This window comes from Mesorhizobium sp. USDA 4775 (genome assembly GCF_054062655.1).
Window position 1 is genome coordinate 1,418,430 of sequence record NZ_JBSSFM010000001.1, and the last position, 13,376, is coordinate 1,431,805.

Below are 13,376 nucleotides of genomic sequence, written 5' to 3' on the forward strand. Positions count from 1 at the left end.
TCCGTTGGACCACCGGCAAATACGCGATGAAGTTTATGTTCTCGTAAAGAAAAAGACCCGCCGGATCGCTCCGGCGGGTCTTTTTTGTAAGGCCGCACGCGAGGCGTGCTGTCGATGGCTGACGCCTTAGTTGCCCTGCTTCTTCAGCGCGGCACCCAGGATATCGCCCAGCGAAGCGCCGGAGTCGGTCGAGCCGTACTGGGCGACCGCCTCCTTCTCTTCGGCGATTTCCAGCGCCTTGATCGAGACCTGCAGCTTGCGGGTCTTCTTGTCGAAGGCGATGACGCGGGCATCGACCTTCTGGCCGACGGTGAAGCGCTCTGGGCGCTGCTCGTCGCGGTCACGGCTCAGATCGGAGCGCTTGATGAAGGTCTCGATGCCGCTGTCGACCAGCCGCACTTCCAGACCGCCATCCTTGACGCCGATGACTTCACAGGTGACCACGGCGTTCTTGCGCAGTTCGCCCGAGGTCGCCGCTTCGCCGACCGTGTCGCGGGCCAGCTGCTTGATGCCGAGCGAGATGCGCTCCTTCTCGATGTCGACGTCGAGCACCTGCGCCTTGACCATGTCGCCGCGATTGTACTCTTCGATGACCTGCTCGCCCGGACGGGTCCAGTCGAGGTCGGAGAGATGCACCATGCCGTCCACGTCGCCTTCCAGGCCGATGAACAGGCCGAACTCGGTCTTGTTCTTGACCTCGCCCTCGACCTGGCTGCCGACCGGATGGTTGCGCGCGAAGGCTTCCCACGGGTTCTCGAGCGTCTGCTTGAGGCCGAGCGAGATGCGGCGCTTGGCCGGATCGACCTCGAGCACCACCACGTCGACTTCCTGGGTCGTCGACAGGATCTTGCCGGGATGCACGTTCTTCTTGGTCCACGACATTTCCGAAACGTGGATGAGACCTTCGATGCCCGGCTCCAGCTCGACGAACGCGCCGTAGTCGGTGATGTTGGTGACGGTGCCCTTGATCTTCTTGCCGATCGGGAACTTGGTGCCGATCTCGGACCACGGATCGCTCTCGAGCTGCTTCATGCCGAGCGAGATACGGTGGGTTTCCTGGTTGATGCGGATGATCTGCACCTTGACCGTCTGACCGATGTTGAGGATTTCGGTCGGATGATTGACGCGGCGCCAGGCCATGTCGGTGACATGCAGCAGGCCGTCGATGCCGCCGAGGTCGACGAACGCACCGTAGTCGGTGATGTTCTTGACGACGCCTTCGACAACCTGGCCTTCTTCGAGGTTCTGCACGATTTCCGAACGCTGTTCGGCGCGGCTCTCCTCGAGCACGGTGCGGCGCGACACCACGATGTTGCCGCGGCGGCGATCCATCTTGAGGATCTCGAAGGGCTGCGGGTTGTGCATCAGCGGGGAGACGTCGCGGATCGGGCGGATATCGACCTGGCTGCGCGGCAGGAAGGCCACGGCGCCGTCGAGGTCGACGGTGAAGCCGCCCTTGACCTGGTTGAAGATGACGCCTTCGACGCGCTCACCCTTGGTGAACTTCTCTTCGAGACGGACCCAGCTCTCTTCGCGGCGGGCCTTCTCGCGGGAAAGCATCGCTTCGCCAAGCGCGTTCTCGATGCGCTCGACATAGACTTCGACGGTGTCACCGACCTTGAGGGTGGTGTCCTTGCCCTTGACGCCGAATTCCTTCAGCGGCACGCGGCCTTCGACCTTGAGGCCGACGTCGATGATGGCCATGTCCTTTTCGATCGCGGTGATCGTGCCCTTGACGACCTGACCTTCGCCGGAATGGCCGGTAGTGAATGATTCTTCGAGCAGGCTCGCGAAATCGTCGCGAGTGGGATTTGCAGCTGACATTGTTTCTCCTGGAGTGCCCCGCATCTCTGAGCGGGACGGGCGCCGTGGGTTAGCGTTGCGTCGGCCTGCCGGCGTTCCGGGCTTAAAAAAGCCCTGGGCCGCATTTTAAGCGGCAGTTCCGGCGCATGAAGAATGCTGGCAGGCTGGTTCGTGCCCGATATGGGTATTTTCTGCGCTTCCGGCAACGGAAACGCGGGAGAAAACCCGGATCAGGCGTTGTTTCTCCTGGCCAGCACGTCGTCAACGATCGCCATGGCCGCGAGAAACGCGGCTTCTATAGCCATTTCGCTGGTATCTAGCAAGTGCGCGTCGGCGGCCGGCTTCAAGGGCGAGTCGGCACGGCCCATGTCGCGCTCGTCGCGGCGCATGATATCGGCGAGGATTTCGGCGAAATTGGCGGTGCCGCCGATGCTTTCGATCTCTGCCAGCCGGCGCTTGGCGCGTACCTCCGCGCTCGCCGTCACATAGAGTTTGATGTCGGCATCAGGGCACACGACCGTGCCGATGTCGCGCCCGTCCAGCACCGCGCCCGGCGGCGTCCTGGCGAAGGCGCGCTGCTTTTCCACGAGAATGCGCCGCACCGTCGGATACACCGCAACTTTCGAGGCGGCCTCGCCGATGGCATGCGCCGACAGCACCGCCCGGTCGAGCTTTGCCATATCGACCTGGCGCGCCGCGGTCTCGGCCGCCGAGACATTGTCGAGCGGCAGCGCATGCTGAAGCAATGCATAGGCGACCGCCCGATAGGTGAGGCCGGTGTCGAGTAGGTTCAGCCGGTAGTGGTCGGCGAGACGCCGGGCGAGTGTGCCTTTGCCTGCACCGGCAGGGCCGTCTATGGCAATGGTGAAGACGTGAGTCATTGGCTGGCCAACGAAAGGGTTGGGCGCCGAGATCCTTCGCCGCCTCCCAAAGTGCCGCGGCTGTTGGTTGCCACGACCGTCACCCGATCTCCGCCCCGAGCCCCGTCATCAGTCCCATGAACTCCGGAAAGCTCGTCGCGATCATCGCCTGGTCGTCGATGGTGACAGGCTTTTCCGTCGCCAGCCCCATGACCAGAAAGCTCATGGCGATGCGGTGGTCGAGATGTGTCTGCACCGTCGTATCCAGGCCGTTGGGATGGCCGCCGAGGCCCTTGCCGCCCGGCCTGCCGCGCACGGCAAGCGACGCCTCGCCCTCGTTGCAGTCGACGCCGTTGAGCTTCAGCCCGTTGGCGACGGCCGACAGCCGGTCGGATTCCTTCACGCGCAATTCTTCCAGCCCCTGCATCAGCGTCTCGCCCTCGGCGAAGCTGGCGGCGACAGCCAGCACCGGGTACTCGTCGATCATCGACGGTGCCCGCTCCGGCGGCACGGTGACGCCCTTGAGTTCGGAATAACGCACGCGCAGATCGGCGACGTCCTCGCCGCCGGCATTGCGTGGGTTCAAGATGTCGATCTGGCCGCCCATTTCCTGCAGCGTCAGCAGCAGACCGGTGCGGGTCGGGTTCATCAGCACGTTTTCGATCACGATGTCCGAGCCCGGCACGATCAGCGCGGCGACCAGCGGGAAGCCGGCAGAGGACGGGTCGCCGGGCACGGCGATCGCCTGGCCGGTCAGCTTGCCCTGACCCTCGATGAAGATATGGCGCACGCCGCGTTCGTCGGTCTCGACCGACAGGTTGGCGCCGAAGCCTTTGAGCATCTTTTCAGTGTGGTCGCGCGTCATGACAGGTTCGATGACGGTGGTGATGCCCGGCGTGTTGAGGCCGGCGAGCAGCACGGCCGATTTCACCTGCGCCGAGGCCATCGGCACGCGGTAGGTGATCGGGGCGGCGTGCTTGGGGCCATGCAGCGTGATCGGCATGCGGTCGCCCGGCGTCGCCTTCAACACCTGCACGCCCATCTGGCGCAACGGCTCCAGCACGCGGCCCATCGGCCGACCGGACAGCGAGGCGTCGCCGATGAAGGTGGTCTCCATGTCATAGGTGCCGACGAGACCCATGGTCAGCCGCGAGCCGGTGCCGGCATTGCCGAAGTCGAGCGGGCCTTCCGGCTGCAGCAGCGCGCCGTTGCCGGTGCCGCGGATCACCCATTCGGCGCCGTGCTTCTCGATATGCGCGCCCATCGCCTTCATGGCCGCGCCCGTGCGCATCACATCCTCGCCCTCGAGCAGGCCGGTGATGCGGGTTTCGCCGGAAGCGAGGCCGCCGAACATGAAGGAGCGATGCGAGATCGACTTGTCGCCCGGCACGCGCGCGGTGCCGGAAAGGGCTTGAGATTTGCGGGCGGTGGCCGGCTTGGCAGCGGCGGCGTGAGACATGGAATTTCCCTGGACGGAATGCCGGCGTGCCGGCGCTTTTCATTTGTTGCGGCGGTCTCGTATCACGGCGAGGCGAAATGGTCATCCCCATGGTCGTCACTTGCCGCGAGGCCTTTCAGGACTTGGTTTTGTGACGCCGGCTTTTGGCTTTGACAGCGCCGCAAACAGTGGTTAAGGGGACCACTCTTTTATTGACGAGGCTTGCCGTGGCAAAAACCGAACTTGGCACAAAGCGTATCGACCCCGAGACGGGTCGAAAATTCTACGACCTGAACAAGGACCCGATTGTCTCGCCCTACACCGGCAAGACCTATCCGCGTTCCTATTTCGAGGAAGGCAAGATCGCCGCCCTCGAGGAGGAAGAGGAAGTGGCCGAGAAGGAAGTGGACGCCGAGGACGAAGAGGGCGTTGAAGTCGTCTCGCTCGAAGAGGCCGACGACGACGTCAAGGGCGACGACCTGCCCGATCTCGGCGATGACGAGGACGTCGACCTCGGCGACGATGAGGATGACACTTTCCTTGCCGACGAAGAGGAAGAAGACGACGACGTTGCCGACATGATCGGCGTCGGCGACGACGACGACGAGGTCTGACAGGCCTGAAACGTAAGCGTTTGCAGGCTTTCTCGGCCTGTGAACAAAAAGCCGCTCATCAAGGCTTGATATCTGAGAAAGGCGGGGTTAGAAGCCGCCTGCACTAACGGCGCGGTGTTCCAACCCGCGCTGATCTCTTCGCCGGAAACGGCGCCGGCTGACTGCCGGGAGTGGGGCCATAGCTCAGTTGGGAGAGCGCTTGAATGGCATTCAAGAGGTCGTCGGTTCGATTCCGATTGGCTCCACCAAACAGTCTCCCAATGTTTTCAAGTTATTTGCCGTTTGCGTGTCCGCGGCTGCCATTCGGAAACCTGCCGGGGCACGGCCAGGAGCGTTTTTCGACCCGGAGACCAAGTTTGCGCGGCGGACTGACAGGAAAAAGCGGGAAAGCCGCGACCGAGCCTCAAGTTTCACCAGCACCGCAAGCCTTTAGGACTGCTCTTGGTACGGAAGCTTCACTTCGTCGTGCAAATGCGCGGCAACCAAGCGCGGTGTATGGTCGGGATCGTTCGACAGACCTTGGGATGGCGCGCAAGCAGATGACGGCCAAATAGCTTTGGCTTGACGGGGCGCTGGCCACTCCATCACTTCGCCCTTAGAGCGTTTCACCGTTTCATGGAAACGGCGAACCGCTCTAACTCTTTGTTTTGACGCAATTCCAGACGGAAAACCGCTCACACTTTTCCTGGAATTGCCCGTAGGCGGCGTCATGCTCACAGTAGGTTGCGGCCGGCTTGTCGGTCATCATCGGCCCGATGAGACGCTACCGTCTCGACGGACGGGCTGATGAGCAGTGTCCGGTTCTGTATCGGTGCTTTCCGTCGAGCGCTTATAGAAAAGCCCAAATGCCAGCAGGAAATATCCAACCTGCAGCATCATCAGCGTGAGGACGGTCCAAACGAGCGCTTTGCCGACAGATCCGGTTTCCATTTCGGCCCAGATCGCCACTACGGCCGACGTGGTGAACATCCCCACCAAAAATTGCGGAAAATACATGATTGCCCGCCCCCCGTTGTCGATAGCCCGCCGCTCCATTTGCGAAGCGGCGGGGCCCCCCATCTGCCCCCCGATTGCTGGGTGAGAGATGTCGCCGGCATTGCCGACAGTGCAATGACGGTGCCAGACACGGTGACCCATTAAGGGACACCTATGCCGACGATTGCAAGACCGGATAGCTGATTAACATTACCTGTGGCTAATATGCACCTAGGGGTCGGAAGGGACGGAGCGAACCTCGCCAGCGCGAGTTTCGGCCGCCGCCCCCTCCGACTGTCGGGACGCCCGATCACGTGTCCGGAGGGCAATCGATAGCGCCTTCACCTCGATCGAACGTCGGCTTCCAGCAGTTCTCGGTTGCTCCTAGCCCGCATGCCTTCGAAGTCCGGAATGCATGTGACTTTCCCAGTCATCATTTCTCGGCTTGAGCCACCTCCAGGCGCCCGATGCGCTGCAACGGAAAGCCGCCAAGCAGGGTTCTCCAATCCGCCAGGGCCTGACGCCAGCGAGCCCGCCGAGGATCAGGCGCGGGTTCGATCGATCGAAGGGAATTTCCAATTTTAACCGCGGATTTGGAATAAACTAACTCTACAGAGTTTATAGAATAAGCAAAGTGCGGACGATCTGTTTCCCGGACAGGATTCCGCCATGCCCGCCTCTTTGCGCTCGCTCTCAACCCCGCCAGGAAGAGTCCGCCATCGCCACCGGCTCGCGGGAGGCAGGCCATGACCGGCGACGTTCCGGACCGCATCAAGGTCCTCTGGTTTCTACCGACACATGGCGACAGCCGCTATCTCGGCACCGCTGAGGGCGGCCGATCGGTCGATCTGCCCTACCTGACGCAAGTGGCGAAGGCCGCCGACACGCTGGGCTATTACGGCGCGCTGCTGCCGACCGGCCGGTCGTGCGAGGATTCCTGGGTGATCGCCTCGGCGCTGGTGCCGCTGACCGAGCGGCTGCGTTTCCTGGTCGCCGTGCGGCCCGGCTTGCAGTCGCCGACGCTCGCCGCGCGTATGACGGCGACGCTCGACCGCATCTCCAATGGCCGCCTGCTGATCAATGTCGTCACTGGCGGCGATCCGCTTGAGAACAAGGGTGATGGCATTTTCCTGTCGCATGCCGAGCGCTACGAGGTGACGCAGGAATTCCTGCGGATCTACAAGCGCGTGCTGAGCGGTGAGACGGTCGAGCACAAGGGCAAGCATTTCCACATCGAGGATGGCAGGCTGCTGTTCCCGCCCGTGCAGACGCCCTATCCGCCGCTCTATTTTGGCGGCTCGTCCGATGCCGGGTCGACAGTGGCGGCGCAGGAGATCGACAAATATCTGACCTGGGGCGAACCGCCCGCCGATGTCGAGCGCAAGCTGGACGCCGTGCGTGACCTGGCCGAAAAGGCAGGCCGAAAACTCTCCTTCGGCATTCGCCTGCATGTCATCGCACGCGAAACCACCGAGGAGGCCTGGGCCGCCGCCGACCGGCTGATCAGCCGCCTCGACGACGCGACCATTGCTTCGGCCCAGAAGGTCTTTGCCCGCATGGATTCGGTCGGCCAGGCGCGGATGAGCGCGCTGCATGGCGGCGATCGCGCCAAGCTCGAGATCGCCCCCAATCTGTGGGCCGGTGTCGGCCTGGTGCGCGGCGGCGCGGGGACAGCCCTGGTCGGCGACCCCGACACCATCGCCGAGCGCATCGATGAGTACCGGCGCCTCGGCATCGACACCTTCATTCTGTCCGGCTACCCGCATCTGGAAGAAGCCTATCGTTTTGGCGAACTGGTGCTGCCGAAATTGCCAACCGATCATCCGGTCAAAGCCGCCGGCGCATCCGTCAACACCGGCCCGTTCGGCGAGACCATCGCCGGCGACCATCGGCCGAAGTCGCTCGCCAGCGCCTCGTGAACGCGCTGCCTCCGGTCAGCCGACTGCGCGTCGCCATCATCGGCGGCGGCTTTTCCGGCGCGGCGCTGGCGTGGCATCTGGCGCGGGCGCATCGGCCGGAGCGCCTGTCGATCTCGGTGATCGAGCCACGCCCCACGCTCGGCGGCGGCCTGGCCTATTCCAGCGAAGAGCCGTCGCACCGGGTCAATGTGCCGGCCGTCAGAATGAGCATCGCTCCCGACGACCCGCAGCATTTCGCCCGCTGGTTGGCCGGCTCCGGCGAACTCGATCGTGATGCGGACGCGATCTGGAAGAATGGCGACGCCTATCCGCGCCGGCGGGTGTTCGGCCGCTATGTCGCCGAGCACCTCGCGCCCTATCTGGCTTCAGGCGCGGTCCGTCATGTCGGCTGTCTCGCCACAGGCGTGACACGCGAAGCCAATGGCGCGGGCTGGGCTGTGCAGACGTCCGCCGGACCTGTCATCGCCGACATTGTCGTTCTCGCCGCCACGCATCCTGCTCCCGCAATCCCGGCAGCGCTTGCTTCCCTTGCCGAAGCGCCGGGTTTTGTCGCCGATCCCTACGCAGCGTCGGCACTTGCCAGGATCGACCGGCAAGCTTCGGTGCTGATCGTCGGCTCCGGGCTGACCTCGGCCGACATGGTCGCGGAGCTCGACCGCCGCGGCCATCGCGGCCGCGTCCTGGCGCTGTCGCGCCGCGGACTTCGCTCGCGCGGCCATCCTGATGTCAGGGGCGAACCCTTCGGCGATTTCGCATCGGCGCCGGCCACATCGGCCCTCGGTCTGCTTCGCAAAATCCGCGTGACGCTGGCGGCGGCGCGCGAGGCCAATGTCAAGTGGCAGTCCGTCTTCGACCAGTTGCGCCTGCAGGGGCCGGTTCTGTGGGCCGCGCTTGCTCCATCAGAACGTGCAAGGCTCGTCCGCCGGCTGCGCGTGTTCTGGGACGTGCATCGCTTCAGGATCGCCCCGCAAATTGCTTCCGTGCTCGACCGCCGCAAGGCCGCCGGCACGTTCGACACCATCGCCGCCAGGCTTGTCGCGTCGAACGACGAGGGCGAGAACCTCGCGGTCAGCTTTCAGCGGCGCGGCCAGACTAGGATCGAGACCGCACGCTTCGATGCCGTCATCAACACGACGGGGCCTGCCCATGGGCGGGCGCTTCAGCTCAATCCGGCGCTGCGCTCCCTGGCCGAGGCCGGGTTGATCAGGGTCGACGCCTACGGACTCGGCATTGAGACAAATCTCGACAGCCGCGCCATCGGCCGGGATGGCGAGGCGGTCGCCGGGCTCTTTGTCGCCGGTCCGCTGGCGCGGGGCACCTTCGGCGAACTCATGGGCCTGCCGGAGGTCGCCCGCCATGCCCAGATGGTCGCGACCGAGATCGCAAGGCTGGTCGACGGGTTTCCGTCCGTCCAGGCGGTTGGCGCCAATGCCAGCGACGTTGCGACCGTGCGCTGACAAGCTGAAGCCGGCCTGGCCGGGCAAAATTGGTATTTCCGTCCCAAGCGGCCGGCAAAAACGGAAAATCCTACTTTGTATATATAATCAGTAGACATAATAAATATCGATGAGATCCGGCCACGCCGGACCGATCAACGACACGGCCTGAAGGGGAGACAGTTCATGGCACACGCAGCAACCGACGCGGTCAAGTTCGCCTACTGGGTGCCGAATGTTTCGGGCGGCCTGGTGATTTCCAACATCGAGCAGCGCACCAACCATTCGGCCGAATATAACCGCAAGCTGGCGCAGATCGCGGAGAAGGCCGGCTTCGACTATGCGCTGAGCCAGATCCGTTTCACCGCCGGCTACGGCGCCGACGAACAGCATGAATCGGTTGCCTTCAGCCATGATCTGCTGGCGGCCACCACGACGCTGAAGGTCATCGCGGCGATCCTGCCCGGGCCGTGGAATCCGGCGCTGGCCGCAAAGCAGCTCGCCACCATCAGCTACCTGACCAATGGCCGCGTCGCCATCAACCTCGTCTCCGGCTGGTTCCGCGGCGAGTTCCACGCCATCGGCGAGCACTGGCTCGACCATGACGAGCGCTACCGCCGCTCCGAGGAATTCATCCGCGCCTTGCGTGGAATATGGACGCAGGACAGCTTCACCTTCCGCGGCGATTTCTACCGCTTCAACGAATATTCACTGAAGCCGAAGCCGCCACAGCCTTTGCCGGAAATCTTCCAGGGTGGCTCGTCGCGTGCCGCGCGCGACATGGCCTCGCGTGTCTCGGACTGGTACTTCACCAACGGCAACACGCCGGCCGAAATCTCCAAGCAGGTGGATGACATCAGGGCCAAGGCGAAGGCCAACAACCATTCGGTCAAGGTTGGCGTCAACGCCTTCGCCATCGTCCGCGAGACGGAGGACGAGGCCAAGGCGGTGCTCGCCGAAATCATCGCCAAGGCCAACCCCGAAGCGGTCAACGCCTTCGGCCACGAGGTCAAGAATGCCGGCAAGGCCTCGCCGGAAGGCGAGGGCAACTGGGCAAAATCCTCCTTCGACGATCTGGTCCAGTACAATGACGGCTTCCGTTCGAACCTGATCGGCACGCCAAGGCAGGTCGCCGAGCGCATCGTCGATCTCAAGCGCGCCGGCGCCGATCTCATCCTGCTCGGCTTCCTGCACTTCCAGGAAGAGGTCGAGTATTTCGGCAAGCATGTCATCCCGCTCGTTCGCGAGCTGGAAAATGCCGAGCAGGCTGCATCGCTGGCAGCGGAATAACCCTTTTCAAAACGCAGGCCGATCAGTCCGGCCTGCACACCAATGAAGGTTCCCAAGCGCGCTCGATCGATCGGGCGGCGATGAGGGTTCGTGCGCCTGCTGAAGCAATCGAGGACGATTGGAATGCCGTTGGCCAGCTATGCCCTTGGAATGATGGACGCCTCGGTCTACGCGCCGGAAGTCTTTGCGCCCGGCCTGCCGTCAACGCCCCAGCCGTCCGCCGTTGGCATCGTGCCGGCAGGGTCGATCGCGGATGCCGCCGCTCCGTTGCTTTCACTGCAGGGCATCGGCCTGTCGTTCGGCGGCGTCGTCGCGCTGGCCGATATCGACCTGTCGGTGCGCCCCGGAGAGATCCGCGCCATCATCGGCCCGAACGGCGCCGGCAAGAGTTCGCTGATCAACGTCATCAGCGGCGTCTACTGGCCGGATCGCGGCCATGTCCTGCTCGATGGCATCCGCTATGGTCAGGTGCCGACGCAGCGGCTGGCGCATCTCGGGGTCGCCAGGACGTTTCAGAACCTTGCCCTGTTCAAGGGCCTCAGCGTCCTCGACAATGTCGCCTCCGGCCTCGCCTACAAGGTTCGCTCCAATTTCGCCGGGCAGGTGCTCGGCATCGGCCGCTCGCGTGGCGAGCAGCGCGACTCCCTGAGCCGCGCCGGCCAGATCCTCGAATTCCTCGATCTCACCGCAGTCCGCGATCGTCTCGCCGGGACGCTGCCTTACGGTCTGCAGAAGCGGGTCGAACTGGCCCGCGCGCTGGTCGCTGAACCGCGCCTGCTTCTGCTCGACGAACCGATGGCCGGCATGACCGCCGGCGAGAAAAGCGAGATGGCAAGTTTCGTGCGCGCCGCGCGCGACCGCTTCGCCACCACTGTCGTGCTGATCGAGCATGATGTCGGCGTCGTCATGGGCCTGTCCGACCGCATCGCCGTTCTCGACTACGGCCGCAAGATCGCCGATGCCACGCCTGACGAGGTCAGGAACGACCAGCGCGTCATCGATGCCTATCTCGGCGTCGCCTCCGACAATGAGGACGGGGCAGGCATATGATCGCCGATTTCGACTACCAGTTCTTCATCGAAGTGCTCGTCGGCGGCCTGCTCTCCGGCGTCATGTACTCGCTGGTCGCGATCGGCTTCGTGCTGATCTACAAGACATCAGGCGTGCTCAATTTCGCGCAAGGCGCGCTGCTCTTGTTTGCGGCACTCACCTTCGTCAGCCTGGTCGAGCGCGGCGTTCCCTTCGCGCTGGCGCTGGTGGCCACCTTCGCCATTATGGTGGCGATCGGCATCGCCATCGAGCGCACGGTGCTCAGGCCACTCACCAACAAGCCGCCGATCACGCTGTTCATGGCGACGCTCGGCCTGTCCTACATCATCGAGGGCGCTGCCCAGCTGATCTGGGGCACGCAGGTCCACGGCCTCGACCTCGGCATCGAGGATGTGCCGCTGGAAGTCGGCGGCGTGCTGATCAGCCAGTTCGACATCTTCGCGGCGGTGGTCGCCGCCGGCATGGTTCTGCTGCTGTCGCTGTTCTTCCGCTACACCCGCATCGGGCTCTCCTTCCGCGCCGTTGCCGACGACCAGTTCGCCGCCCTGGCTGTCGGCCTCAGGCTGCCGCTGATCTGGGCGACCGTCTGGGCCGCCGCCGGCCTGGTCGCGCTGGTCGCGGGTCTGCTCTGGGGCGCCCGCCTCGGCGTGCAATTCTCCCTGTCGCTGGTGGTGCTCAAGGCGCTGCCGGTGCTGGTGCTTGGCGGCTTCGATTCCATTCTCGGCGCCATCGTCGGCGGCCTCTTGATCGGCGCCAGCGAGAAACTCGCCGAGGTCTATATCGGCGACTATTTCGGCGGCGGCATCGAGAGCTGGTTCGCCTATGTGGTGGCGCTGGTCTTCCTGCTCATTCGCCCCTCCGGCCTGTTCGGCCAGAAGCTCGTGGAAAGGGTCTGAGCATGGCCGCGATCACAAGCGATCTCACCTCCGCACCGGTGCTGCCGAAATGGATCGCGCCCGTGCTGCTGCTTGCCTTTGCCTATGGCGTCGTGCCGTTGATCGGTTCGAGCTATCTGTTCGAGGCCATCCTGCTGCCGTTCCTGGCGCTCGGTCTTGCCGGCGTCGGGCTGAACATCCTCACCGGCTATGCCGGCCAGGTCTCGCTGGGCAGCGGCGCCTTCATGGCGGCGGGCGCCTTCGCCGCCTATAATTTCAACCTGCGTGTTGAAGGCCTGCCGCTGATCGGCAGCATCGTGCTCGCCGGCATCGTCGCCGCCGCGATCGGCATCGTCTTCGGCCTGCCGAGCCTACGGCTGAAAGGGTTCTATCTCGCCGTCTCGACGCTCGCCGCTCAGTTCTTCGTGCAATGGGCGCTGACCAAGTTCAGCTGGTTCTCCAACAACTCGGCGTCCGGTGTCATCGACGCGCCGAGGCTGTCTATCGGCGGTCTTGCGCTGGATGGCGCCGTCGGCCGCTATCTCTTTGCGCTGACCATCGTCAGCATCCTCACCTTCCTCGCCTATCGGCTCGTGTCGTCGCAGACCGGTCGCAACTTCATTGCCATCCGCGACAACGAGACCGCCGCCCGCATCATCGGCATTCCGGTGCTGAAGACCAAGCTGCTGGCCTTCGCCATCTCCTCCTTCATTTTCGGCGTTGCCGGCGTCATCTGGGCCTTCGCCTATCTCAGGACCGTCGAGCCGGACGGCTTCGATCTCGACCGCTCGTTCCAGATCCTGTTCATCATCATCATCGGCGGCCTCGCTTCGATCCGTGGCGCTTTCTTCGGCGCCGCCCTGATCGTCGTCTTTCCGCTTGGCCTGTCGCGCCTCGGCGGCTTCCTGCTCGGCGATGTCTTCGACTCGGGCGTCCTCGACATGAGCCAGCGCATCGTGCTCGGCGCCCTCATCATCCTGTTTCTGATCCTGGAACCCGACGGGCTGGTGGCCCTGTGGGACAGGATCCGAAGACGGCTCCTGTTCGCCTGGCAGTCGACATGAGCCCTGCGGGGCAACCGCATCGAACTGAATCGGAAAATGAACCAGAGGCCGA

The 13,376-nt window shown here is 64.0% G+C and carries 11 protein-coding genes and 1 tRNA gene; 8 read left to right on the forward strand and 4 right to left on the reverse strand.

Translation table 11 applies throughout. From position 1 onward, the window contains the following. Window positions 1-126: 126 nt before the first annotated feature. The 3 genes from rpsA to aroA all read right to left on the reverse strand — a co-directional run bounded on the left by rpsA (window position 127) and on the right by aroA (window position 4,122). A complete protein-coding gene (gene rpsA / locus ACVILI_RS07110) occupies window positions 127-1,824 on the reverse strand; it encodes a 30S ribosomal protein S1 (protein ID WP_010913037.1) in 1,698 nt (565 codons plus the stop codon). A 209-nt stretch (window positions 1,825-2,033) separates the two neighbouring features. Next, window positions 2,034-2,684, reverse strand: a complete 651-nt coding sequence (cmk, locus tag ACVILI_RS07115; RefSeq protein ID WP_019862791.1) for a (d)CMP kinase — start codon at window positions 2,682-2,684, stop codon at window positions 2,034-2,036. A gap of 79 nt (window positions 2,685-2,763) precedes the next feature. Then, window positions 2,764-4,122, reverse strand: a complete 1,359-nt coding sequence (gene aroA, locus ACVILI_RS07120; RefSeq protein ID WP_038651639.1) for a 3-phosphoshikimate 1-carboxyvinyltransferase — start codon at window positions 4,120-4,122, stop codon at window positions 2,764-2,766. A gap of 206 nt (window positions 4,123-4,328) precedes the next feature. Here aroA and ACVILI_RS07125 point away from each other — a divergent pair, with 206 nt between their 5' ends. Together ACVILI_RS07125 and ACVILI_RS07130 are read left to right on the forward strand one after the other, a co-directional pair. Next, the gene (locus tag ACVILI_RS07125; RefSeq protein ID WP_027047671.1) at window positions 4,329-4,715 is read left to right on the forward strand and encodes a TIGR02300 family protein; all 387 of its coding nucleotides are present in this window, start codon (window positions 4,329-4,331) and stop codon (window positions 4,713-4,715) included. Between the two features lie 172 nt (window positions 4,716-4,887). Further along, window positions 4,888-4,963: transfer RNA gene (locus ACVILI_RS07130), tRNA-Ala, on the forward strand. A 496-nt stretch (window positions 4,964-5,459) separates the two neighbouring features. Here the strand turns inward: ACVILI_RS07130 and ACVILI_RS07135 are convergent. After that, window positions 5,460-5,711: a hypothetical protein gene (locus tag ACVILI_RS07135; RefSeq protein ID WP_027047672.1), complete on the reverse strand. Its 252-nt coding sequence runs from the start codon at window positions 5,709-5,711 to the stop codon at window positions 5,460-5,462. A gap of 725 nt (window positions 5,712-6,436) precedes the next feature. Here ACVILI_RS07135 and ssuD point away from each other — a divergent pair. From ssuD to ACVILI_RS07165, 6 genes are all read left to right on the forward strand, one after another. Further along, the gene (ssuD, locus tag ACVILI_RS07140; protein WP_019862794.1) at window positions 6,437-7,609 is read left to right on the forward strand and encodes an FMNH2-dependent alkanesulfonate monooxygenase; all 1,173 of its coding nucleotides are present in this window, start codon (window positions 6,437-6,439) and stop codon (window positions 7,607-7,609) included. Then, window positions 7,606-9,066: an FAD/NAD(P)-binding protein gene (locus tag ACVILI_RS07145; protein ID WP_240565054.1), complete on the forward strand. Its 1,461-nt coding sequence runs from the start codon at window positions 7,606-7,608 to the stop codon at window positions 9,064-9,066. Before ssuD ends, ACVILI_RS07145 begins: the two co-directional genes overlap by 4 nt. 165 nt (window positions 9,067-9,231) lie before the next feature. Continuing rightward, window positions 9,232-10,335, forward strand: coding sequence for a dimethylsulfone monooxygenase SfnG (gene sfnG, locus ACVILI_RS07150; protein WP_019862796.1), 1,104 nt, complete (start codon window positions 9,232-9,234; stop codon window positions 10,333-10,335). Window positions 10,336-10,458: 123 nt separating this feature from the next. Next, on the forward strand, window positions 10,459-11,385 hold the full coding sequence (locus ACVILI_RS07155; protein ID WP_038651645.1) for an ABC transporter ATP-binding protein: 927 nt from the start codon (window positions 10,459-10,461) through the stop codon (window positions 11,383-11,385). Next, the gene (locus ACVILI_RS07160; protein WP_064984417.1) at window positions 11,382-12,281 is read left to right on the forward strand and encodes a branched-chain amino acid ABC transporter permease; all 900 of its coding nucleotides are present in this window, start codon (window positions 11,382-11,384) and stop codon (window positions 12,279-12,281) included. The genes ACVILI_RS07155 and ACVILI_RS07160 overlap by 4 nt, the downstream gene beginning before the upstream one ends. A gap of 2 nt (window positions 12,282-12,283) precedes the next feature. After that, window positions 12,284-13,324, forward strand: a complete 1,041-nt coding sequence (locus ACVILI_RS07165) for a branched-chain amino acid ABC transporter permease (RefSeq protein ID WP_457102363.1) — start codon at window positions 12,284-12,286, stop codon at window positions 13,322-13,324. The last annotated feature ends 52 nt before the right edge of the window (window positions 13,325-13,376 follow it).